This window comes from Pseudomonas sp. GW460-12-10-14-TSB1, assembly GCF_017349775.1.
Classification (GTDB): Bacteria; Pseudomonadota; Gammaproteobacteria; order Pseudomonadales; family Pseudomonadaceae; genus Aquipseudomonas; species Aquipseudomonas piscium.
Genome location: NZ_JACNAC010000031.1, coordinates 1 through 25,274, shown reverse-complemented (window position 1 = coordinate 25,274; position 25,274 = coordinate 1). Strand labels below are relative to the sequence as shown.

Below are 25,274 nucleotides of genomic sequence, written 5' to 3'. Positions count from 1 at the left end.
GCATCATGAACCCGCCTGCTCCTGCAAAAAAAACGCCTTTGCAGGGGCGGGCCGGTTCGCGATAGCGCGGGTCCGGGCAGCCCCCGCTAAGATCTTGAAATGATTTCCCCATAGGAAATTTCCCTTGAGGTTGTAGGATTCAAGTCCGTTTTTCTTTACAGGACTTGCATGAACACCCTCTCGGAGCCTCCCAGTCGTCCTTATCCCTGGACGCCTCAGTCTTTCCCCGCTCGATTCGCCTCGCGACGCCTTTTGTCAGTCATAGGGCGCGGCCGTTACCCCGAACTTCCCGCTTTTCGCTGCTCGCCGCCGGTTGTCGCAACCCTTGGGCGCTGGCCTGCGTTCGCCGTTCAAAAACCTTGTAGCCTTGCCTTGCCGTGCCCGGCTGTCTGAATTCACTGGAGAGATAGAGTCGTCTTTATGGAATGGATAATGGACCCCACGGCCTGGCTTGGCCTGTTGACCCTGATCGTGCTGGAGCTGGTGCTGGGTATCGACAACCTGGTGTTTATCGCGATCCTCGCGGACAAGTTGCCGCCTCATCAGCGTGACCGCGCGCGGATCATCGGCCTGTCCCTGGCGCTGATCATGCGCCTGGGCCTGCTGGCGAGCATTTCCTGGTTGGTGACCCTGACCACGCCGTTGTTCGAGGTGTTCGGCAAGAGCTTCTCCGGCCGTGACCTGATCATGCTGTTCGGTGGTGTGTTCCTGTTGTTCAAGGCCACCATGGAGTTGCATGAGCGCCTGGAAGGTCATGTCAGCCAGCGCACCGGCAACGCCGCTTACGCATTGTTCTGGCCGATCGTGGCGCAGATCGTGGTGCTGGACGCGGTGTTCTCCCTGGACGCGGTGATCACTGCCGTGGGCATGGTCGACGAACTGGCGGTGATGATGATCGCGGTGATCATTTCCATCGCCCTGATGATTGTCGCCAGCAAGCCGCTGACCCGTTTCGTCAACGCCCACCCGACGGTGATCATGCTGTGCCTGGGCTTTTTGATGATGATCGGTTTTGCCCTGACCGCCGAAGGCCTGGGCTTCCACATCCCCAAAGGCTACCTGTACGCGGCCATCGGCTTCTCGATCCTGATCGAGGTGTTCAACCAGATCGCCCGTGCCCGCCGCAAGAAGTCCATGCAGGGCCTGCGGCCGATACGTGAACGCACGGCCCATGCGGTGATGCGCCTGCTGGGCGGTCGCCAGTTGGCGGTGGAGGAGGTGGGCGAGGAGATCGTCGACCTGCTGGACAATGGCCAAGCGCCGAGCGCCGAGCTGTTCGACCGCCGCGAGCGGGTGATGATCAGTGGCGTGCTGCAACTGGCCGAGCGGCCGATCCGCAGCCTGATGACCGTGCGCGCCGACGTCGACTACATCGACCTGGCGGACGATGCCGAAGCCATCCGCAACAAGCTGATGCATTCGTCCTACTCGCGCCTGCCGCTGATTCGCGACGGCGCGGTGGAAGAGCCGCTGGGCTTCGTGCACAAGAAGGAACTGCTGAAGGAGTACCTGGCCGGTAACGAGCCGAACCTGGAGCACCTGGCGCGCACGGCGATCAACCTGCTGGACAGCTTCTCGATCCTCAACGCCCTGGAACAGATGCGCAAGGCCTCGACCCACATCGCGTTCGTGATCAACGAATTCGGCGATTTCGTCGGCGTGCTGAGCATGACCGACATCCTCGAATCCATCGCCGGCGAGCTGCCCGACGCCAGCGAAATCGAAGGCCCGGACATAGTCGAAGAGCAGGGCGGTTTCATGGTCAGTGGCGCCTTGAACCTGACGCAGATCCGCCAGCGCACCGGCTTCAACGCCGAACCCACCGAGGACTACCAGACCCTGGCCGGGCTGGTGATGAGCCTGCTGGACCGCTTGCCGGTGATTGGCGACCGACTGCAATGGCAGGACTGGACGCTGCAGGTAGTGACGGTGGAAGAGCGGCGGGTGACCCGGGTGCTGATGCACAGGCCGGACGCCGCCTGAGCCATGAGCTGACAGAAAGCCGGACGCGAGTCCGGCTTTTTTTTGCCCGGAATATGACTCGCGCCCAAGGCCAGGTTCCGATTGATTAAGTTTTGCTTAAAAGCTTTCAACCCCGCGGCTGATTATCATTCCCGGACAGCTGCCGCAGACTGGTTTCGTATCTCCATGCACCCTTGTTCTTGCCGCGAGGGTCTTGAAACGAGCGGTCTATGTCAGTCAATCCCGCAATACCCCCGCAGGCAGCCCCTGTCGAATGCCCCGCCATGGCGGAGCTCTCCGCCACCGCGGCCATCCACTCGGCCCTGGCCTGTTGCCAACTGCTGCTGCAACTGACCCAGGAGCGCGCGCCACAGGCCGCCGACCCGGGAGACGAGCGCGACCTGCGTCGGGCGCTCAAGGACTACGCCCGGGGCGCCGGCGTCGACCTGCGCCTGGAGCGTCTGGCGCTGGCCCGGCTGACCCCGAAGATGCTGCCCCTGGTCTGGCGCGACCGCAGCGGCGCTTTTGTCCTGCTGGCGCGGTTGTCCGACGCGCAGGCCCTGGTGCAACGGCCGGCAGCCCATAGCCCGGATGTGCTCGATCGCACGCAGTTGGCCGAAGAGTGGAGCGGCGAGGTGATTCGCCTGCGCCAGGGCGGCCTGCGTTTTGATCTGTCCTGGTTCGTTCCGGAACTGCTGCGCCACCGCCGGATACTCGGCGAAGTGCTGCTGTGCTCGCTGCTGCTGCAAGTGCTGGCCCTGGCAACCCCGTTGTTCTTCCAGGCGGTGATGGACAAGGTCATGGTGCACCGGGCGCTGTCGACCCTCGACGTGCTGGTGATGACCCTGGTGGTGGTCGGCCTGTTCGAGGTGCTGCTCAAGGGGTTGCGCGAATACCTCTCGGCGCACACCGCCAATCGCATCGACATCGGCCTCGGGGTCAAGCTGTTCCGCCATCTGCTCGGCCTGCCGCTGCTGTACTTCAAGCAGCGCCAGGTAGGCGCGATCATCACCCGGGTGCAGGAGCTGGACAGCATCCGCGAGTTCCTCACCGGCTCCCTGCTGACCCTGTGCGTGGATGTGGCCTTCACCCTGGTGTTTTTCGCGGTCATGGCCTGGATCTCCTGGCCGCTGACGCTGCTGGTGCTGCTGACCCTGCCGCTCTATGTGCTGCTGGCCTGGGCCAGCAGCGGTCCGCTGGAGAAACGCATCGAGCGGCAGTTCTACAGCGCCGCGCGCAACACGGCCTTTCTCAATGAAAGCGTAAGCAGCAGCGAAACTATCAAGAGCCTGGCGGTGGAACCGCGCATGCAGCGGCGCTGGGAGGCGCAGACGGCGGAGATGGTCGAGGCCGGTTTTGCCAGCCAGACCCTGGGCAGCGCGATCAGCCAGATGGTCACGCTGTTGCAGAAAGTCACGGCGGTGGCGGTGATCTGCTGGGGGGCGAGCATGGTCATCGACTTGCAGATGACCATTGGCCAATTGATCGCCTTCAACATGATGCTGTCCCACGTCAGCCAGCCCCTGGCCAAGCTGATCGAGGTCTGGCAGCAGTTCGTCCGGGTGCGGGTGTCGGTGGACAAGCTGGGCGACATGCTCAACCTGCCGGTGGAGCAGGCCGAGGGGGATCAACGCCCGGCGCAGGCCCTGCGCGGCGAGGTGCGCATCGAGCAGGTGAGGTTCCGCTACCGCCCGGAACTGGAACTGGTGCTGCGTGGCCTGGACCTGCATATCGCCGCTGGCCAGACCCTGGGTATCGTCGGGCCGTCCGGGTCGGGCAAGAGCACGCTGACCCGCCTGCTGCAAAAACTCTACACCCCGGACGCCGGGCGCATCCTCATTGACGGCATGCCGCTGCAGCAGTTGCAGCCAGCCTGGTTGCGCAGCCAGATCGGCGTGGTGCTGCAGGAAAACTACCTGTTCAACCGCAGCGTGCGGCACAACATCGCCCTGCGCCATCCCACGGCGTCCCTGGAAAATGTGATCGCCGCGGCGCGCCTGGCCGGCGCCCATGACTTCATCCTGCGTCTGCCGCTGGGCTACGACACGGTGCTGGCCGAGGCCGGCAGCTCGCTGTCCGGTGGCCAGCGGCAACGCATCGCCATTGCCCGGGCGCTGATGGGCGACCCGCGGATCCTGATTTTCGACGAAGCCACCAGCGCCCTGGACGACGAATCCCAGGCGCTGATCCAGGACAACATGGCGCGCATCGCCGAAGGTCGCACGGTGATCATCATCGCCCACCGCCTGTCCGCGGTCCGCCATTGCCAACGCATCATCGCCCTGGAGCAGGGGCGTATCAGCGAGTCGGGCAGCCACCAGCAACTGCTGGCCAACGGCGGCTGTTATGCGCGCTTGTGGGCGCTGCAACAGGCGCTGCGCAAGGAGGCCGAATGATGCGCGGTTCATTCCTGACCCCCTTGCGACGCGCCTGGCAGCAGCTGCGCGAGGCGCCGGCGCTGCTCAAGCGCAGCCGCGACGAGTACGAGTTCCAGCCCGGTTACCTGGAGATTGTCGAGCGCCCGCCCGCGCCCTGGGCGCGGGGCACGGCACTGGTGCTGGTGTTGTCAATCCTGCTGGCCCTGGGCTGGGCGATCCTTGGCTTCCTCGACATTCATGCCAGCGCCGCCGGGCGTCTGATGGTCTCCAGTTACACCAAGGTGATCCAGGCCCATGAGGCCGGTGAAGTGCGGGCCATCCATGTGCGTGACGGGCAGCGGGTCAAGGCCGGCGATGTGCTGGTGGCGCTGAACCCGATCGGCATCGACGCCGAGTTGAGCGAGTTGCGCGCGCAACTGGCGTTCAAGCGCCTGGAGCTGGCCCGGGCCCGCGCGCTGCTGACCCCGGACCCGCTGGGCAGCTACCAGGCGCCGGACGGCCTGGACGCGGAACAGCTGGCGGCGGCGCGGGAACAGTTGGCGAGCACCTGGAAGGAGATCCGCGCCAACCTCGACAGCCTCAACGCCGAGATCGCCATCAATCAGGCCAGCCAACGGGCCCGCAACAGCGAGATCGCCGCCCTGGGCAAGCTGGCCAGCAACGTTCGCCGACGCCTCGATGCGCGGCGGGCGATGGCGGCCGAACAGTTGATGCCCCGGGTCGAATTGCTCGAACAGGAAAAGGAGCAGCTGGAGGTCGAGCGTTCCCTGGCCCAGCAACATGCCGAGCTGCAGGTGCTCAAGGCCCAGGCGCAGAACCGCCGGGAGCAGCGCGACAGCTTCCTGGCCAGGACCCAGCGCGAGCAGCACGACCTGCTCAACCGCAGCCACCAGGATGTCGCCGTGCTCGAACAGCAACTGATCCGTGGTCGCGACCGGCAGCGCCTGCAAACCCTGCTGGCGCCAGTGGACGGGGTGGTCCAGCAACTGGCGGTGCATACCCTGGGCGGCGCGGTGCAACCGGCGCAGCAACTGCTGGTGATAGTGCCCGAGGGGGCCGAGCTGGATGCCGAGGTCATGGTGCTGAACAAGGACGTCGGTTTCGTCAGGGCCGGCCAGCCGGTGGAGATCAAGGTCGACGCCTTCCCCTACACCCGCTACGGCACCTTGCGCGGCACGGTCGAGCATGTCTCCGGCGACGCCATCAAGGACGAACAGCTGGGCCTGGTATTCCCGACGCGGATCCGCCTGGAGCGCGCCGCGATCGCCGCGGGGCAGGGGTGGATGCCCTTGCAGGCCGGGATGAGCGTGACCGGCGAGATCCGCACGGGCGAGCGGCGGGTGATCAATTACCTGCTGAGCCCGATTCGCGAGTATCAGTCCGAAGCGTTGCGGGAGCGTTGAGCATGACCACTGCTTTCAATCCCGCGGCCGAACAGTCGCCGACTGTCCTCGATACCGGCCTGCACGCCCTGGCCTGGGCCGCCCGGCGTTTCGACCTGAGCATCAGCGCGGCGCAGTTGAACCACCGCCTGGGGCGGGTCGAGGGCCTGGCCGACAGCCTCGACCTGCGGCGCTGCGCCGGCTGGATCGGCCTGCGGGCGCGGGCGGTGCAAAGCCAGGTGCAGCGCTTGCAGCACCTGCCGTTGCCGGCGCTGCTGGAAACCAGCCAGGGCTGGGCGGTGCTGGACGCGGTGGATGGCGACCAGGTGAGGCTGTTCTGGCCGTTGCAGGGGCAGTGCCAGAGCTTGTCTCGCGAGGAGCTGGCAGCGCTGTGGCAGGGCCAGGTGCTGCTGCTCGCCGAGCGGCATGTCGAGCCCAAGGCGCGCGGTTTTGGCATCGGCTGGTTCCTGCCGTCGATCCTCAAGCACGGGCGGCAGTTTCGCAGCGTGCTGCTGGTGTCGCTGATGCTGCAACTGGTGGCGCTGGTCACGCCGCTGCTGTTCGAGAACATCATTGACCGGGTCCTGGTCAGTCGCGGCCTGTCCAGCCTGCAGGTGCTGGGCATCGCCATGCTGGCCCTGGCGCTGTTCGAACCCCTGTTCGGCCTGCTGCGTTCCTGGCTGTTCAGCAACGTGGCGAGCAGGATCAACGCCGAGTTGTCCGCGCGCCTGTACCAGCATCTGATCCAGCTGCCGCTGGGCTATTTCCAGGGCCGGCAGACCGGCGAGATCATCGCCCGGGTCGGCGAGATGCAGCAGATTCGCCAGTTTCTCACCGGCTCGGCCCTGACCCTGGTGCTGGACCTGGCCTTCTGCGGGCTGTTCATCGCCGTGATGTATGCCTACGCACCGCTGCTGACCTGGGTGGTGGTCGGCTCCCTGGCCTTGTACTTCCTGTTCTGGCTGTGCGTGGGGCCCTTGCTGCGCAGCCGGGCCTTGCGCGAATACGAGTTGAACGCGGCCAACACCGCCTTTCTCACCGAAGCGGTGACCGGCATCGAGACCATCAAGACCGGGGCCATCGAAGGCGGCTTCCAGCAGCAGTGGCAACGGCAGCTGGCGGCCTATGTGCGCGCGGCGTTCCACACCCGCATCGTCGGCATCTGGGCCGGGCAGGGCATTGGCGTGATCCAGAAGCTCACCGCGGCGCTGTTGCTGTGGTGGGGGGTGATGCTGGTGCTGGACGGCCAGTTGAGCCCCGGCCAACTGGTGGCCTTCAACATGCTGGCCGGCCATGTGGTGGAGCCGATCCTGCGCCTGGCCCAGGTCTGGCAGGACTTCCAGCACACCCTGATTTCCCTGCGGCGCCTGGGCGACATTCTCGACACCGAGTGCGAAAGCGGCAGCGGCGGCCTGGCCTCGGTGCCGGCGCTGCAGGGCGGGGTGAGTTTCCAGGGCGTGCGCTTTCGCTATGAGGAGGACGGCCAGGAGATCCTGCGCAGCCTCGACCTGGAGATCCAGCCGGGGGAATTCGTCGGCATCACCGGGCCTTCCGGCTCCGGCAAGTCGACCCTGACGCGCCTGTTGCAGCGCCTCTATGTGCCCCAGCACGGCCGGGTGCTGGTGGACGGCATCGACCTGGCCATCGCCGACCCGGTGGCCCTGCGCCGCAACATGAGCGTGGTGCTGCAGGAAAGCGTGCTGTTCGCCGGCAGCGTGGCCGAGAACATCCGCCTGTGCCGGCCCCAGGCCAGCGATGCCGAGGTGCAGCACGCCGCCAGCCTGGCGGGGGCGGCGGTCTTTATCGAAGCCCTGGCCCAGGGCTACGAGACCCAGGTCGGCGAGCGCGGCGGCCAGCTTTCCGGTGGCCAGCGCCAGCGCATCGCCCTGGCCCGTGCCCTGTTGAGCAACCCCGGGATCCTGCTTCTGGACGAAGCCACCAGCGCCCTGGACTACGAGTCGGAAGCTGCGGTGATGGCCAACCTGCAGGGCATCGCCCAGGGCCGCACGGTGATCAGCGTGGCCCATCGCCTCAATACCCTGCGCCACGCCGACCGGATCCTGGTCATCGACCAGGGCCGGGTGCTCGAACAGGGCACCCACGAACAGCTGCTCGCCCTGGACGGGCTGTATGCCCGGCAGTGGGCCTTGCAGATGAAGGATTGAACCGCTGACCCACTGACGGCAGGAGAACGCACGAACCAGGCATCTCTCCCCACCCCGGATACCCATACCGAATAGGCAGCCTTTCGCGGCGCGAAGGGCTTGGCTCAAAACAGACAAAGGATCACTGCAATGGCTTCCATGTCCAAGGACTTCACGCGCCTGCTCAATACCCTGATCGATCAACAGGTCAAGGCGGCAGGCCGGCAAACTGAATGGTTCAACATGAGCGCCGACGAGCGCGCCGCGTACATCGCCCAGGTCGGCGAGCGCCTCCTGGAAATGCAGCAGAGCACCCTGAGCGTGCTGGCCGCCCAGCACTATCAGATGCAAGACAACCCGGTCTCTGTCGGCGACCAGCTGAAGACGCTGCAGCAACGCCGCCAGGAGATGAACGCCATCCCCGACACCCCGGCGACCAGCGCCTACAAACTGCAACTGGACCGCGACATCCTGTTGTACAGCCGCCAGCAGACGGCGATCAGCCACTATGACAGCACCTGGAACACGGCCCTGGGCATGCTCAGCCCCGGTGGCGCCAAGCAGCTGGAAGTGAAGGGCCTGAAGGCCGATGCCCTGGCCAAGCAGGGCAAGCTCAAGGGGCGGATCGAGCGCCTGGAGCAGCAGTTGACCATTCAGGTGGCCGACTCCACCTTCAGCCAGAAATACGTGAAGCTGTTCTCCGAGTTGCAGGCCTACAAGGAAGTCAGCGCCCGCTACAACAGCTTGCTCAAGGCCGCGCCCGAGCAGCAAGCCGCGAGCCTCGGCGCGCTGGCCAAGGCGCCCCGGGCCTCCGACGATCTGCCGGTGAACATTTCCCTGCTGATGATGGAAGAGCGCCCCGGCTACGTCCGCATGAACGTGGCGCTGGTCAATGCCAGCACCGATGGGCGCTTCAAGGACTTCTTCCTGGAGAACGGCAGGCTGGTGGTGCCCACCGACGGGGTGCTGAACTTCTCCTTCGGCACCGCGGCCCGCTCCCTGGCCTGGCAGCAACAGTACCGGCTGAAGAACGAGCCGCCGTCCTTCCGCTCGCCGACCTACGCGCCGATCCGCTCGGTGCTGGTCAAGACTTCCTTCGTCGAGCAGTACTTCGCCAACCACCTGGTGTCGGAAAGCTCCTTGCGCGAAGGCTTCAAGGCCCAGGTGCTGGGCAACGGCCACAAACTGCTGTTGACCAGTGTCGATCGCAAGGTGCCGAACCAGGTCGGCATCCAGGTCTCCGGCCAGTCGCCCAGCACCACCGTCACCCGCGAAGTGCCCCTGGCCGGCGCCTTGAGCGATCTGATCAATCAGAACGCGGACATCGCCAGCTTCCAGACCATCGGCCTCGAAGGTTTTCGCCAGAACAGCTACCACCCCGACCGTGATGGGATCTTCGTCAATATCCACGAGCTCGAACGCTCGGTGGGTTTTGCCGAGCGCCAATACCTGCTGGAAATGCCTCAGGGCGGCGATTACCGTGCTGCGACGCCGTTTGCGCTGATGACCGTCGACGGCGACAAGGTCAGCAGCAGCCACCTGAGCAAGGCGCAGACCGACGCCCTGTATCAATACAACGCGGCGTTTTTCGACAAGCTGGAACAACTGCGCGACGGTGGCATCAAGGCCAGCCGGCTGTTCGAAGGCAGCCGCGAGCGCACGACCTTCGTGCAGCAGCTGACCCGCTTGCTCGAGCGCAACCACATCACCCCGGCCGGGGTGCTGATGCCGGAACACAGCCGCGCCAGCCTGCGCGATATCAAGGGCAACAACCTGAACAAAGTGCTCTGGGAACAGGCCTTCGCCGCGTCGGTCTGGCAGAGCCGCGACAACGACGCGCTGCTGTTCGGCCTGGCCGACAAACTGGTGAACAACCAGGCGCTGGCCAAGGTCCTGCAAGGCGGTTATGTGCAGAGCGACATTACCCAGGCCAAGCTGCTGCTGGCGCCGCTGTACGAGCCATGGCGGGCCCGGGCGATCGACGCGGAAACCCAACGGGTCGCGGCGGCCAACGCGGCGCAGCATCCGGATAATCCGAAAGTGCATGTGTTCGACCAGGTGGCGGTCGAGCGTTCCCTGGACAGCAAGCTGCTGACCCTGTTGTTGCGTGGCCCCGAAGGGCTGGAGCAGGCCGATGGCAAACTGCGCCCGACCGTCGAGGCACTGCTGTCGAGCGACCAGGGCCGCAGCCTGCGCAAGCAGGCGCTGTTCCATGCCCTGCGCCCGGTGGCCGACAGCTTTTCCAAGGCCGCGGTGCCGGTCAATGCCCATGCCGCGCTGGCGCCGCAGAGTGGCGCCGACAAGGTCATGATCAACAACCGGCTGAATCAGCCCGACCCCTACCTGATCCTCAATACCCACCCGGAGCAGGCCCAGGCCGATACCTCGTTCCTGATCGCGGACGACAAGTACCGCAGCTACAGCCAGTTCCGTCCCGACCCGGGCAATGCCGCCACCCGCTACATGAACGACCTGGACACCCCATTCGTGGGCGGTATTTCCGGGACCACCCAGACCGTCAGCAATGCCTTGCCGGAGTTGTTCGGTGGCGCCCTGAGCGTCAAGCAGTACTGGCAGTTCCAGATGGCCAACGCGGCCTTCATGATCCGCAACGGCTATCACTCGTTCTTCGAGACCCTGTATGTCGCCGCCCGTTATGAGCCCCAGGGGCCGGGCAGTATCGGCCAGGACCTGCTGCAGATGTTCGACCGCTACCGTGCCGAAGGCAGCAAGGAGGCGCTGCACGGCGAGCTGTACGACGGGGTGATGGCTCGCGTGCTGCCCATCGTCAACCAAGGCTTGCCGGCGGCCGAGGAGTTCCATCCGCCACGCTTCACCAGCGTTGGCCCGCTGCCCGCGCTGCTGGGGCAAGCAGCGAAGGATCTGCAGCTCAAGACCGGGCTGGCGTCGCTCGGGGCCGGGTTCGAGCCGCGCCAGGGCAGCGCGACATCCAGCAGTTCGCCGCCGACCCTGTGCAGTTCGCCAAGACCCATACCCTGAGTGCCGAGGCCCTGGTCAAGTCGGGACGCTTGCCGGCCCAGGGCAACGTGCAGTTGGTCAAGGTCGCGCCGAACCTGTACGAGCTCGAATACACCGAGCACAGCGCCAATGACATTGCCGGCAGCGGCGTCGACAGCGTGCCGGCGTATTTCCTCGGCTACAACGGCCCGAACCAGGCCAATGCCGCGCCGGCCTATGTGGACATTCCCAAGCACGCGGCCGCCGGCAGCTTCCTCTTCACCGGCACCTTGTCGGGCTGCTCGCTGGTGGTGACCAGCCTGGACGCCAACACCTTCCGGGTCTACCACGACGGCCGGGTCAACAGCTCGCTGCTGTACGACAACGTGGTGATGGCGGTGGACTACAAGGACTATCAGGTGGCCGGCACCGCCGAGGGCCTGGCCGCGGCCTACATGCAGTACGTCGATGGCCAGTGGCAACTGGTGTTCCAGCGCCAGGAGTACCAGCGCGAAGGGCAGATGGTCTGGCCGAAGCTGCGCGACGGCGCGCAGCCCCTGGCGATCCAGACCGCCGACAGCCAAGTGGTGGAGCGCAACCGGGTCGAGTTCGCCGCCTACCGCGAGCAGGTGCACCAGAACCTGAAGAAAGTCGCGACCCAGTTCGGCGTATCGGTCGACGGGGTGGCCGACGGTGTCTACAGCGAGGGCGCCTTTTCTCCCGAGCATCCGGCGATCGCCAGTTGGAACCAGCTGCGCGAAGCGGTCCAGGCCAAGGTCAACGCCGATATCCAACAGCTGGCCGACAAGCGCTACCAACTCCAGCAAGACCGGCGCGGGGCCAGCGACAAGGGCCTGATCGACCAGCAGATCAAGCAGCTCAACCTCACCCAGGACTACTACCGCGCGCAGTACGACCCGGTGTTGCGCGAAGCCGGCTCGGTGGAAAAGACCTGGCTCTGGCAGCAGATCAAGGCCAAGGAGGGTAGCGCCGCGGTGGTGCGCACCGACGATACGGCGATCCAGGGCGCAGGCGAGGAGCGCGCCAGCAGCGTCGGCGAGCGTTATGCGATTGCCGAGGCCTATCAGCGGGGCGCGCGCGGCACGGCGTTCAGCGACGGCTTGCGCGATTTCCGCGAGATCAAGATCCCCGGGGTGGACGACAGGATGTCGGCCCTGGAGATGAAGCGGCTGTTTCTCGAGGGTACGCTCAGCCCTCGTGAGCGTGGTGCCCTGAGCGGGCGCATCACGGAAACCGCCCAGGCCGAGTACCTCGACAAGGTGCTGCGCCAGACCGCGGTGTTCAGTGAAGACTTCCACAAGGCCGGCAGTGTCTTCGGCCAGCTGGCGCCGCAGGACTTTTACCTGTCGCTGGTGGGCGACCGCTCCGGCGGCCGTTGCTACCCCCTGGTCCGGGCGATGGCCGTGGCCCTGGCCAGTGGCGGCGAGGCGGGCGTCAACAGCCTGGTGCAGAAGCTGTTCCTGGCCTCCGCCGACCCTCAGGCAGGCAGCTCAACCTTGCTCAAGAACAGCCTGATCCGCCTGCATTCCAATGTCGAAGCGGTCCAGGCGTCGAAGGAGCTGGGACAGTTCAAGCTGGCCGAGGTGGTCTCGCGGCTGGCCGCCGGCAGCGGCACCTCGATGTTCGCCCTCAACACCCAGAACCACTCGATGATGGTGGGCAGCACGCAGACCGCCGAAGGCCGTCGCTACTACTTCTACGACCCGAACGTGGGGATCTTCGCCTTCGACTCCACCAAGGCCCTGACCAAGGCCATGCAGCAGCACCTGGTGGAGCGCAAGCTGGCCGCGCACTATGGCTCGTTCGGCAGCCAGTCGCAGCCGGCCTTCAACCTGATCGAGATCGACACCGGCAAGATGGCCGAGGTGCCGGTGGGCAACGGGCTGAATGTGGCCGATCTGTCGCGGCCCGAGGAGCTGGCCGGGGTCATCGGCCAGCGCCGCCAGGTGGAGCAGGCGGTGGACGCCCAGCAGCGGGTCAGCGAAGACCTGCGCCTGGGGGCGGCCTTGACCACCTTCGACGCCGAGCAGTGGGGCGCGCGCTTCGAAGTCGCCAGCACCCGGCTGGCCCAGGAACATCAGTTGGGCAGCCAATGGATACCGATTATTGCCAACACCGAGGAGCTGAAGGACGGTGGCTACCGGGTCCAGTTCATCAACCGTGACCAACCGGAGCTGCAGCCGCGCTGGCTGGACACCCGGGACGGCACCTTCGTTGAGTTCCGGCGTTTCGTCGATGAGCACATGCGGGTGTTCAACGAGCACTTCACCCTGGAGCATGGCCAGATACGGCCCCGTGCCGGCGTTAGCGAAGCATCGCCGGTGGACGGCCTGAACGCCGGCTTCGCGGTACAGACGCTGATCCAGTGGTTTGCCGACAAGAACCGCAAGGACACGGCCCAGGGCACGGTCTCGCCGGACCTGGCCACCGCGCTGAAGATCCACAGCTACCTGGGCCTGGCGCAGATCGGCCATGGCACCTTGCAGGACGTGGTCAAGGTCACCGAACTGGTGCAGACCGCGTTGCGCGGTGAAGCCATGGCTGCGGAAACCTCGCTCAAGGACTTTGCCTCGACCCTGGGCCACACCGTCAACGAAGGCGCGGGCGTGCTGTTTGGCGGGGCCATGGTCGGCCTGGATGCCTATGAACTGGCCCATGCCGAGAACGATGTGCAGAAGGCGGTGTTCGGCACCCAGCTGGCGTTCGACTCGGCCAGCTTCGTCACCGGTGCGGCCGGAGTCGGCGCCGGGCTGCTCGGTGCCTCGACGGCGGCCGCGGTGCTCGGTGGCGCGGGGGTGATCCTCGGCGGCCTGGCGGTGGGCTTCACCGCGCTGGCCCAGGCCTTCGGCGCGGTGGCCGAAGACGCCAAGGCGGTCGGACGCTACTTCGATACGGTCGACAAGGCCTACAAAGGCAACGGCTACCGTTATGACGCGGAGAAGAAGGTGCTGGTGCCGCTGGCCGGCGCGGTGGTCAAGCGCCTGGACCTGCGCAACAACCAGATCGGTTTCGACAGCCAGTACATTTACCGTACCCACCACGGCTCCACCGGTTCCGGGGCGATCAACTACTTCTTCTGGGCCGGGGATTTCCCACGGATGATCCACGACCGTGGCCAGGCGATCGAGGTGCGCAGCGGCATCGGCTACAAGGACGCCACGCGCACGCTGGAGCATGGCGACAGCACGGCGGTGATCCTGCCGGGCACGCCCAAGTCCTACATCAGCTACGAGTACATGATCCTGCCTGGGTCCACCACCCGGCATGACACCGGTTTCGACGTGATCCGCAGGCTCGAGGAGGACCGGCGCTTCGACTACGACTTCTACATCTTCCCGAGCGAGGAGACGATCCGGCGGATTCGCCAGGAGTACGTCGACACCCCGATCGAGGTGCTGCTCGATTCGCGCGACCGGCAACTGGTGATACCAGAGCTGCCCAAGGAGCTGTACGGCTATCTGAACTACCAGATCAAGGGCGCGGGCGGGCGCTATCTGGTCGGCCTCAATGAAGGCACCCGGGTCGATCTGTCCAGCGAGGCAGGCACGCCGTCGCGCTGGATCATCGACAGCAGCCAGCTGGCGAGCGAGAGCATCAGCGTGTCGAAGGGCCAGCTGGTGGTAGGCGGCGTGGTGGTCAAGCTCGACCCGGAGAGCAACGGCCAGGTGCTGGTGGTCAACGCCAAGGGCGAGGTGCGCGAAGTCGATTTCGCCGGCATGAGCGCTCGGGTGGTGGAGGAAGACGCGAGCAAATGGCAGCTGCCTGGCCAGCGTATCGAACAGCACCTGAGCGAACTGGCCAAGGCCCATCAGCTGCACGGTCAGTACGTGGTCGTCGATAACTACAGCCACGAAGGACGCAATGTCGGCCGGGCGTTCTACGACGTCGCCAAGGACCGCATGCTGTTCACCGACACCCAGGTGGAACAGGCCAGGAATGCCCAGTTGGGGGCGGTCATCGGCGAGCATGCCTACTTCGTCGACGCCGAGAATTCCGCGGCGTGGCGGGTCGAGATCGCCACCGGCAAGGTCGATGCGCAGTTCGCCCCGTCGTTCAACCAGAGCGCGGGCCGGATCAGCCGGTTCTGGCAAGAGGGCGACGCGGTCTACCTGGCCCGTCGTTATCAGCTCAAGGAGCGGGAGGCCGAGCTGAACTTCCGCATCATCGGTGACCGGATGGAACTGGTCGGGGTGGTCGGCGATGACGCATTGCTGCAACTGTCGGCACGCACCGGCCAGCATGGCGATGCGCTCAAGGCCATGCTCCAGGGCTACGAGAGCCAGGCCACGCAGCGCGCCACCCCGGTGTACAGCCTGGGCGCGCCGATGATGGAGCCGAGCGCCGCGGCGCTGGTGACGGTGTTTGGTCTGGATAACGCCAAAGTGGCGCACCGCTACTGGGTGCGCACCAGCGACGGCACGGTGATCAAGCCGAACCTTGCGCCTCCGGCAGGTCAGCAGCCGCCGGTGGATGCCCAGGGCAAACCCCAGAGCGCCTGGCCGATCCCGGCGGACCTGGTGTTCGCCGGCAGCATGCCGCAGCCCGCTGGCCAGGAAGTGTTTTTCTTCTACAGCCAGAAGGAGAAGGTGCTGTTCCGCCAGGAAGGGCCGGGGCAGCAGGTCCTCGACGGTAGCCAGCCGAGCGCCTTGCGCCTGGCCACGCCGACCCTGGCCAATGTGCTCGAACTCAACGGCCATCTGGTGGCCGTGACCGAGGACGGGCGTGTCGCGCGGATCGAGGCGACAGGGCGCCTGAGCTATGAAGCGGTCAACGAGCATTGGCTCAAGGGTCGCAGCACCTGGTGGAAGGACCTGGCCAGTGTCAACGGCAGCAACGCCACCCTGGCGGTATTCGGGGCCAAGGCCGCCGATGGCAAAAGTGCGCTGCCGGTGTGGTACCACAACGGCCAAGTGATCGTGGCGGCGTCCTCGCTGCAAGGCAAGCCGCTGCAGTTTCTCGGCTTCGACAGCGCCAGCTCCAGCGCGCGGCTGTTCGAGCCCGAGAGCGGCAAGCTCTACCTCCAGGCACCGATGACGCCCGAGGCGCTGGCGGCTGCATTCGGTGGCGACGAGGTGCTTGAGGCCTCGGCGCAGTTGCCCGCCGCCACGCTGCCGATGCCCGAGGTGCAACTGCGCTCGGCGGTCCAGGTGGATGCCGGGTTGCGGCTGACGACGGTGCAGGGCGAAGTCCTGCTGCGCACCAACAGCGGCGATGTGCAGCTGGTGGCGGTCGACAAGGGCTGGCAGCAGCAACACCTGGGTAATCTGCCCCAGGCGCTGGCCCAAGTGACGGCTCAGTGGGGAGCCAAAGGTGTGTTGACCTTGCAAGGCGCCGACAGCCAGGGCTGGTTCGATGTCGCCAGCGGGCAGATGTTCGCCAGCACCGGCATTCCCGCCGCGAGCGACCTGCGTTTTATCGGCGTGGCCGCCGAATCGCAGCGCTCGGCCTACGTCTACAGCCCGACGGAGCAGGCGCTGTACAAGGTCAAGCAGGGGGCTGCGCAGAAGCTCGGGCACTACGGCGATGTCGAGCGTATCGGTTCCTCGTTGCTGCTGCAGGGCGGGGGCGTCGGCGGTCGTCAGGATGAACTGGCGCCGCCGTTGATCGCCGGGGTCGACAGCGTGGTGCTGCATGGCGGCGGTGCCAGCGACACCTACCGCTTCAGCCCGGCGATGTGGGCGCACTACCGCACAGTGGTGATCGACAACGATGACCCGGGCCAGGCCCTGGACCGCCTGATCCTGCCGGTGGCCGACGGCAAGAACATCCTCGTCAGCCGTCAGGGCGAGAACGTGCTGCTGACCGACGCCGGCACCGGCACGGCCCTGGTGCTGCGCCAGGTGTTGGGCAACCAGGCCGCGGCGCATCGGCATTTGCAGATCGAGCTGCAAGGCGACTCATCGGTGATCAGTGTCGATCATCTGGTGAAGGGCTTTGCCCAGGCGGGCTCGGCCAAGGACGCTTTGTTCGAGCTGTCCTCGCGCGAGCGCCAGACCCTGCCGACGGCGAACGACATTGCCTCGGTGACGGAGGCCGAGGGACCTAGCCTGGCCAAACTGAGCGGGGCGATGGCGGCCTTCGCCGACACCGGCGGCGCTCGTGAACAGGTGCCGCAAAACCGTCAGGCCGCCCAGGCGGTGCTGGTGCCTTCACTGACCTGACCACGCAGGAGCAACCACGGGAGGGGCGCAAAGCCTCTCCTGTCTCCGGCCGAATCACTTCTTTATGTAGAACAGCAAACCATGATCAAACCCATGCTTTCGCGGCAGCGAGCCCTTGCCGGCTGGTTGCTTGTCCCTCTGTTGCTTGCCGCATTGCCGGCCGCCTCCCTGGCGCAGGCGGCCGAATACCCGCGCCAGGCCATGCCCAGCGACCTCTGGCGGGTGTACCTGGATGCCCGGCAGAACAACAGCGAACTGGCGGCGGCCCGTGCCGACCAGGCCGCCCGCGCCGAGGCGGTGCCCCAGGCCCGCGCCGGGCTGCTGCCCACGCTGTCGGCCAGCGCCGAGCTCAATGGCACCAGCACCTCCTTGCAACAGCCAAAGCAGGACACCCGGCGCAGTGGCACCAGCTACCAGGCGGTGCTGAACCAGCCGATCTTTCGCGCCGATCGCTGGTTCAGCCTCAAGGCCGCCGAAGCCGAGGACCAGCAGGCCCAGCTGGAACTGGCGGCGGCCGAACAGAAGCTGATGCTCGACAGCGCCCAGGCCTATTTCGGCCTGCTCAAGGCCCAGGACGCCCTGGCGGCGGCCAAGGCTGAAGAAGCAGCGCTCAAGCGCCAGCTGGAACTGGCCGAGAAGGGCTTGCAGCTGGGCCTGTCGGACCGTACCGATGTGCTCCAGGCCGAGGCCGGGCATGACACCGCGCGGGCCAACCGGATCGTCGCGCAGAAGCGCACCGACGATGCCTTCGAGGCCCTGGACACCCTGACGCACCAGCAATATGCAGCGATCCAGGGGGTGCGGCATGACATGCCGGTATTGTTGCCGGAGCCCAACGATGCCCGGCGCTGGGTCGACACCGCGGTGCGCCAGAACCTGACCCTGCTGGCCAGCCAGCACGCCCTGGACGCGACGCAACAGACCCTGAGCGCGCGCAAGGCCGGGCACGCGCCGACCCTGGACGCGGTGCTGCGCTACCAGACCGGCGACAACGACAACCTGGGGTACGGCAACAGCGATATCCGCGGCAGTGGCTACGGCGGCAATGTCGAGCAGCGCTCCGTTGGCCTGCAGTTGAACATTCCGCTGTTCAGCGGCGGCCAGACCTCTTCCCAGGTGCGCGAGGCCCACCAGCGGATGAATCAGCGCGAGTACCTCAACGACAACCTGCGGCGCCAGGTGGTGGAGCAGACCCGCAACCTGCATCGTGGCCTCAACAGTGGGGTCGATCAGGTCAAGGCGCGGCGCCAGTCGATCATTTCCAACCAGGGCGCGGTGCTGGCTTCGCAGCTGGGTTTCCAGGTCGGCACCCGTAATATCGTCGATGTGCTGGAAGCCCAGCGCCAGCTGTACAACGCGGTGCGCCAGTACAACGACAGCCGTTATGACTACATTCTCGACACCCTGCGGCTCAAACAGTCGGTGGGAACCTTGTCGCCCCAGGACCTCAAGGCGCTTGGTGATTACCTCAAGGCCGACTACGATCCCGATCGCGATTTCCTGCCGCCGGAGTTTCCACGCCGGCTGGCGGCGCGTTGAGGCTGTTTGTCAGGGCGACGGGTACGGATTCATCCGGTAAAGGGGCGAGGTGTTGCACAGGTTAACCCACTTCTTCGACAGCCACAGAGGGTGTTGCTACGCCCTGGGCGTGGTGATCGCGGTCGGTGCCGCGGTGGCGCTGGGCAACTACTACCGCCTGCAGGTCGAGGACGTCTACCAGGCCAGTATCGAGATGCAGACCCAGGACTACGCGGCGGATCTGCAGCAGTGGAAGTCCGACGGTTTTGCCATTGGCGCGCTGTCGATCCTGGGGCGCCACAACCCCTCGCTGAAACGGGTGATCCTGGAGCGCGAACCCTCCGCGGAATTGATGGAGCAGGCGGCGATCCCGTTGAAGACGCTGTCCATGGTGGTGGGCGCCAACCATGCCTTTGCCCTCAACCGCGACGGGGTGGTGGTGGCGGCTTATGACCACCAGGGCCAGGCGCCGCTGGGGCTGAACGTGGCCTTCCGGCCTTACTTCAAGGTGGCGCTCAACGGCGGCAGCAGCGTCTATGGCGCGATCAGCGCCACCACTTGCACCCGCATGTTCTACATGGCGGTCCCGGTCTACGAATCGCGCACGCGTCAGGACAAGGTGATCGGGGTGCTGGTGGCGCGTTTCGACGGCAAGATGCTCGACACCAGCCTGAGCAAGCAGTATGGCGACGACCTGAAAATGATCCTGTCGCCCAGCGGCGTGGTGCTGGCCGCCAGCACCCCGGATTTTCTGCTCAAGGCCGACCGTGCCTGGTCGCTGCGCGAGTTCAGCGGCGAGATCCGCCGCCAGTTCGGCGACCACCCGTTCGCCCATGGGGTGCCCGAACGCTTGCCATTCGATGCCCATCAGCCGCAGGTCAAGCTGGATGGCCGGCGCTACAGCCTGTCCCGGGCCGACGTCGACTGGAACGACCCCAGCGGTCCCTGGACCCTGATCACTCTGGGCGACCTGGATGCGGTGCTGCCGGCCGAGCAGGTGCTGCTGATCAAGGGCTTGAGCGCTGTGCTGTTCCTGCTGTTGCTGTGGGGCGGCCTGCGGCGCCTGGCCGATGCCCGGCGGCACAAGGCCGACGTGGCGCGGATCGAGCAAAGCGAGCGGCGCCTGGACATGGCCCTGCAAAGCGGGGCGCTGGGGCTGTGGGACTGGAACGTCAGCCTGGGGATCGTCATCAACAACGATGTCTGGCTGCGGATCCTCGGCTACAGCAAGGAGGAACTGGACCAGACCTTTGGCAATGGCCTGGACCGCTGGGCCTGCCTGGTCCATCCCCAGGACCATGAGCCGGTCATGGCCAGGCTCAGGGCGCACCTGGACAACGAAGTCGAGGAGTACCGCGCCGAGTACCGCATGCGCAGCAAAAGCGGGCGCTGGTTGTGGGTGTTGGACATCGGCCGGGTCATGCAGCGCGATGCCGATGGCGCGCCGACGCGGGTCACCGGCGTGCTGCAGGACATCACGCAAGCGGTCGAGGTTCAGCAGTCGATCGTCGACAGCCAGACCAAGCTGCAGTCGATGATCGCCAACATTCCCGGGGTGGTGTTTCGCAGCCTGCCGGACGGCGCGCGCACCATGGTCTTCGTCAGCGATGCCATCGAGGGCCTGAGCGGTTTTCCGGCGGCGCATTTCCTCGCCGGGAACAGCTATCGCGACCGGGTCCACCCCGACGACCTGGAGATTTTCCAAGGCGGCCTGAACAGCGCCAGCTACATGCTCGAATACCGCATCATCACCGCCAGCGAGGAGGTGCGCTGGGTCTACGACAAGGGCCAGACCATTGTCGTGGATGGGGTGCCGCAGTACCTGGACGGGGTGATTTTCGACATCAGCGAGCGCAAGGCGGTGGAAGCGCAGATCCAGCAATCGCGGCGCGACGCCGAGTTGGCGACCCAGGCCAAGTCGGAGTTTCTCGACAGCATGTCCCATGAGATCCGCACGCCGTTGAACGCGATCATCGGCATGGCCCACCTGGTGCAGGACATGCCCCTGGAGCGGGTGCAGCGCGACTACATCGAGAAGATCGACCGTGCGGCGAGGAACCTGGTGGGCACCATCAATGGCGTGCTCGACCTGTCGAAGATCGAAGCCGGCAAGCTGAGCATGGAGCAGGTCTGCTTCGACCTGCGGGAGCTGGTGGACGATGTGTTGCTGCTGGTGCGCCAGCGCGCGGAAGAACAGGCGCTGCAGCTGCGCCTGGACATTCCCGCGATGTTGCCACGCAGCTATGTCGGCGACCCGCTGCGCCTGGCCCAGGTGCTGACCAACCTGGTGGACAACTCGATCAAGTTCACCGAGGCCGGCCATGTCTGCATCGGCGTGTGCCTGGTGCGCCAGTGGAACGACAAGGCGCTGCTGTGCTTCAGCGTCACCGACACCGGGGTGGGCATCAGCGAGGAACAGCAGGCGCGGCTGTTCAATGCCTTTGTCCAGGCCGACCTGTCCATCAGCCGGCGTTACGGCGGTAGCGGCCTGGGGCTGACCATCTCGAAGAAAATCGTGCAGATGATGCAGGGCGACATCTGGGTGCACAGCAAGCCGGGGCAGGGCGCGGTGTTCAAGTTCACCGTGCAGTTGAGCCTGCCGCGACAGCGGCCGCAGGCGTCGCCCGCGCCGAGTTGCAGCACGCCGGCAACCCCATCGGTGGCCGGTGCGGCGGGGCTGTGCACGGTCAACGACTATGCGCGGTTGCTGGCGGGGACGCGGGTGCTGGTGGTCGAGGACAACCGGCTGAACCAGGATGTGTTGCAGGGCCTGTTGCAGCGCGCCGGCGTCCAGGTGGTGCTGGCCGACAATGGTGCCGAGGCCTTGCAGCGGTTGCTCGGGGACGGTCGCTTCGACGGGGTGCTGATGGATTGCCAGATGCCGGTCATGGACGGCTACGGCACCACGCGCAAGATCCGCGGTTACCCGCACCTGCACTCGCTGCCGATCATCGCGGTGACCGCCAGCAGCCAGGCCGATGTCCAGGGCCGGGTGCTGGCCGCCGGCATGAGCGACCTGGTGAGCAAGCCCCTGGAGGTCACGGCCTTCTATCGAACCCTGGTGCGCTGGATCAAGCACCTCGAATTGCCCGCGGGGGCGATTGCGGCAAGCCCGCCCGGCGGCGTCTCGACCCCGGGCTACGCGGGCATCGACTCGGCGCTCGGGCTGGCGGTAGTGAACCAGGACCTGGCGCTGCACCAGAAACTGCTGGCGGATTTTCGCGATGACCAGCAAGGGATCATCGAACGCCTGTGGCGGGCCCATGCCGCCGAGGACTTGCAGGTCATCGGCTTTCTGGCCCACAGCCTGCAGGGGGCGGCCGGCAACATCGGCGCCACGGCGGTCCGGCAGGCGGCCAGGCAACTGGAGGAGCAGTGTGCCGGGCAGGCCGACCTGGCGCCCTTGATCCGCCAGTTGGCGCAGTGCCTGGAGCCGCTGCTGGCCGGCCTGATGTGCTTGCCAACGGCGGGTGCCGGGCCTTTGGTCCGGGAGAACGAAGCGCTGGACAGTGAGCAGGTGCTGAAACTGGAGCGACTGGCCAAGCTGCTGCGCAATCACAATGCGCAGGCCCTGGCGCTGATCGATGAGCTGTGCGAACAGAACCCTTGCGGCGCCTTGCGGGCCATTCAGGAGCGGATCTACCGGCTGGAGTTCCAGCAGGCCGATGAGCTGCTGGTCGATTTGCGCGCGGCCCAGGGTTAGCGTGTGGTCCGGGTCAGCTCGAGGTAGCGCGCCATCCGGTCCGTGCAGTGCTCCACCAGGCATTGATGCAAGGCCCGCAGCGATTCGGTGATTTGCGAGCGGTGCGACACCACCAGGCTCAGCGGCGCGGCGTCGGCCTGCCAGCCGGGGAGCAGGGGCAGCAGGCGCCCGGCGAGCAGGTCCTCGACCACGTTCAACAGCGGCAGATAGACCACGCCGTGGCCGGCCACCGCCCAGCGCCGCGCGGCATCGCCATCGTCGCAGCAGAAGTGCCCCTGCACCCGCACGTCCTCGATCTGGCCCGGCGCGTGGAAACGCCAGCGGCTCTCTGGCCGGCCAATGCTGTGGCAGATGATGCACTCGTGCTCGCTCAGCTGTTCCGGCGATTCGGGCTCGCCGTGTTCGGCCAGGTAGCCGGGCGCGGCGCAGGCGATGAAGTGGTGCTGCTTGAGCACCGGCAGTTCCACCAGGTCCAGCGCCAGGCTTTTGCCATAGCGAAGCGCCGCGTCGAAGCGGCCCTTGAGCAGGTCCTCTTCCTTGTCGCTCAGGGCCAGCTTGATATACAGGCGCGGCCGTTGCTGCTTGAGCCGGGCGAGCAGGTCCAGCAGCAGGTTCCGGCCCAGGTCGGAAGACACCGTGAGCTCCAGCATGCCGTCGTCGTGGGTCAATGAGCGCTTGCCGTTGGCCAGGATCTTCAAGGCGTGCTGCGCGCTTTCCAGGTAACGCACGCCCTCGGGGGTGAGTTTCATGGTGCGGGTGGAGCGGGTGAACAGACGCACGCCGAGACGGTTCTCCAGGCGCTTGAGTGCCAGGCTGGCGGCGGCCGGGGTGATCGACATGATCCGCGCAGCAGGCGACAGGCCCTGCAACTCGGCAATCAGCACGAACAGTTCCAGGTCGGCGAGGTTAGGCATGGGCAAGGCTCACTGTCCGTTCACAGGCCGAAAAAGCTCTGTGACGAACTCAGCAAGGCCGCCGAGAGCGACTCCGGGCCGCAGGCGATGCATTGCTCGAACCCCGGCTGTTGATACATCCGCGCCATGGCCTGGGCATGCCGGCCGGGCAGGTCGCCGCCGGGTTGCAGCAGGCTCAGGTGGTAGTTCAGCGCCAGGGCGAACAGGCGGGCCGAGAGCGGGAGATCGAGGCTTGCCGGGCTGCGGTCGCCCTGGAGCAGCGCCTCGGCATGGGTGATTTTCCAGGCGAGGTTGAGGATGCGGTCTTCCGGGTCGGCGTGGGCGAGAATTTCCTCGATCAGCACCCGGCTCTGGGCCAGGGCCAGGCCGATGCTGCTGCCGGGCTGGTTGAGGCCCATCAGGGCCAGGCAGGCGGCGCCGCGAAACGCCGCGGGGTCGCTCTGGGTCACGCCGCTGTCGAGCAGGATCGACAAGGTATCGAGCAGCGCCTCGAGGCGGATCTGCGGGTTGCCGGCCAGCTGCAAGGCCAGGGCACCGATGAAGCCGTCGCGCATGTCGCTGCCGGCCGAGGGTTCGGCCGCCGGTTGCGGGCTGTGCAGGGGCTTGTCGCGGTAACCCAGTTGCGTCGCCACCCGGGCCAGCACTACTGGTGGCGAAATCGGCTTGGCGATGTAGTCGGCGGCGCCGAGCAGCAGGCCCAGGCGTTCGTCTTCGACGCTGCTGCGCGAGGTCAGGAAAATCACCGGGATGGCGGCGGTCGCCGGGTGGCTCTTGAGTTCGCTGAGCACCTGGAAGCCGTCCATCTCGGGCATCAGGATGTCGAGGATGATCAGGTCCGGGCTGGCACTGCGGGCCAGGGCCAGGCCGCGCTCGCTGTTCTTCGCCAGCAGCACTTCATATTCGGTCGTCAGGGTTTTCGAGAGCACGATCAACGACTGCGGGTCGTCATCGATCGCCAGGAGGGTATAGGGCTTGGGGGCGTGCTCTGCGGGCATGACGGGGGCGCCTGAACAAGATAGGGTGGCAGTTTATCTTATTTGACCGGCGGGTCGCGCTGGTGCATTGCCGCAGGCCGTGCCGCGTCGTCAGGGGTGAAAGGTATAGCGATCCTTGCCCGTATGCTTGGACTGGTACAGCGCCTTGTCAGCCTTGACCAGTGCCTGGTTCAGGCTGTCGCTGTCCTCGACCCGGGTCAGGCCGATACTGATGGTCACCGGGTGGCTGGCCGGGGCTTGGCGCACTACCTGGCACAGGCGCTCGGCCAACTGCTCCATGTCATCACGCCGCACCCCGCACAGGTAGATGGCGAACTCCTCGCCGCCCAGGCGCGCGTAGTCGAAACCGGCCATGACCGTGCTGATGTCCGTGGCCACCCGTTTGAGCACCTCGTCGCCGATGTCGTGGCCGTACAGGTCGTTGACTTTCTTGAAGTTGTCGACGTCGATTATCGCCAGGTAGTGGTCATGCTCCCGGGGTTGCGCCGCCAGTTGTTCGCCGGCGCGGGCCATGAACGAGCGACGGTTGGGGATGCCGGTCAGGGTGTCGTTGTAGGCCTGCTCCAGCAGCAGCTTGGACATGATGTAGGTGTGCAGCTTGGCCTGGCGCAGCTTGATGAAACTGTAGAAGGTCAGGGCGGTGAGGAACAGCGCGTAGATCAGGAGCATGGCGTCCTTGAGTTCCAGCACCGAGGTCTGGGTCATGATGAACGGGTCGAGCACCACCCAGGTCAGCACGACGGTGGCGAAGAACGACCAGCGCCGCAGGGGCAGCACCGAGGCGCTGTAGAGAATGCTCGAGGCGCCAATGATCAGCCAGTTGGGGCGCAGCTCCATCGGCAGGCCTTCGATCATCAGGCGGATGTCCACGCTGATGATCAGCACGAAGACCAGATTGAGCCACTGGAAGTGCCTGGCCTTCCTAGTGAAGGCCAGCATGATCACGTTGATCGCCAGGGCGGCCAGGAACAGCATCGAATACAGGGTGAAGCCCTGCTTGCCCGGGAAGCTGACGATCAGATCGAACAGCAGCCAGATGCTGATGCTGGCGACGTAGATCAGCAGGCAGAAACCGTGCAGCCGTTCGAAGTCGTACTGGGCGAACTCGGCCTTGAGGGCCGGCGGCGTGGTCTGTTTC

At 66.0% G+C, this 25,274-nt stretch carries 11 protein-coding genes; 8 read left to right on the top strand and 3 right to left on the bottom strand.

Annotated features, from left to right (window positions below; all coding sequences use genetic code 11):
• Positions 1–420 precede the first annotated feature (420 nt).
• The 8 genes from J4D52_RS18270 to J4D52_RS18240 all read left to right on the top strand — a co-directional run bounded on the left by J4D52_RS18270 (position 421) and on the right by J4D52_RS18240 (position 22,227).
• Positions 421–1,983, top strand: a complete 1,563-nt coding sequence (locus J4D52_RS18270; protein WP_102676922.1) for a TerC family protein — start codon at positions 421–423, stop codon at positions 1,981–1,983.
• 263 nt (positions 1,984–2,246) lie between these two features.
• Positions 2,247–4,358, top strand: coding sequence for a type I secretion system permease/ATPase (locus tag J4D52_RS18265; RefSeq protein WP_102676923.1), 2,112 nt, complete (start codon positions 2,247–2,249; stop codon positions 4,356–4,358).
• Positions 4,355–5,743 carry an HlyD family type I secretion periplasmic adaptor subunit gene (locus J4D52_RS18260; protein ID WP_102676924.1) on the top strand — a complete coding sequence of 463 codons (1,389 nt, stop codon included), beginning with the start codon at positions 4,355–4,357 and terminating at the stop codon, positions 5,741–5,743. The genes J4D52_RS18265 and J4D52_RS18260 overlap by 4 nt, the downstream gene beginning before the upstream one ends.
• 2 nt (positions 5,744–5,745) lie before the next feature.
• Positions 5,746–7,887 (top strand): type I secretion system permease/ATPase, encoded by a 2,142-nt coding sequence (locus J4D52_RS18255; RefSeq protein ID WP_102676925.1) that lies wholly within the window; start codon positions 5,746–5,748, stop codon positions 7,885–7,887.
• Between the two features lie 129 nt (positions 7,888–8,016).
• On the top strand, positions 8,017–10,866 hold the full coding sequence (locus J4D52_RS30560; RefSeq protein ID WP_256581524.1) for a hypothetical protein: 2,850 nt from the start codon (positions 8,017–8,019) through the stop codon (positions 10,864–10,866).
• Complete coding sequence (locus J4D52_RS30555) at positions 10,839–17,006, top strand: TcdA/TcdB pore-forming domain-containing protein (protein ID WP_256581525.1); 6,168 nt, start codon at positions 10,839–10,841, stop codon at positions 17,004–17,006. The genes J4D52_RS30560 and J4D52_RS30555 overlap by 28 nt, the downstream gene beginning before the upstream one ends.
• An 81-nt stretch (positions 17,007–17,087) precedes the next feature.
• On the top strand, positions 17,088–18,545 hold the full coding sequence (locus J4D52_RS18245) for a TolC family outer membrane protein (protein WP_081251666.1): 1,458 nt from the start codon (positions 17,088–17,090) through the stop codon (positions 18,543–18,545).
• A 112-nt stretch (positions 18,546–18,657) separates the two neighbouring features.
• Positions 18,658–22,227, top strand: coding sequence for a PAS domain-containing protein (locus tag J4D52_RS18240; protein ID WP_102676928.1), 3,570 nt, complete (start codon positions 18,658–18,660; stop codon positions 22,225–22,227).
• Here J4D52_RS18240 and J4D52_RS18235 read toward each other — a convergent pair.
• The 3 genes from J4D52_RS18235 to J4D52_RS18225 all read right to left on the bottom strand — a co-directional run.
• Positions 22,224–23,141 carry a LysR family transcriptional regulator gene (locus J4D52_RS18235; protein ID WP_063431784.1) on the bottom strand — a complete coding sequence of 306 codons (918 nt, stop codon included), beginning with the start codon at positions 23,139–23,141 and terminating at the stop codon, positions 22,224–22,226. The genes J4D52_RS18240 and J4D52_RS18235 overlap by 4 nt on opposite strands.
• A 20-nt stretch (positions 23,142–23,161) precedes the next feature.
• Entirely contained in the window at positions 23,162–24,136 is a 975-nt protein-coding gene (locus J4D52_RS18230; protein ID WP_102676926.1) for a two-component system response regulator, read from the bottom strand.
• Positions 24,137–24,226: 90 nt separating this feature from the next.
• Positions 24,227–25,274, bottom strand: a 1,048-nt coding sequence (locus J4D52_RS18225) for a GGDEF domain-containing protein (protein WP_207272145.1), incomplete at its 5' end; no start/stop codon positions are given.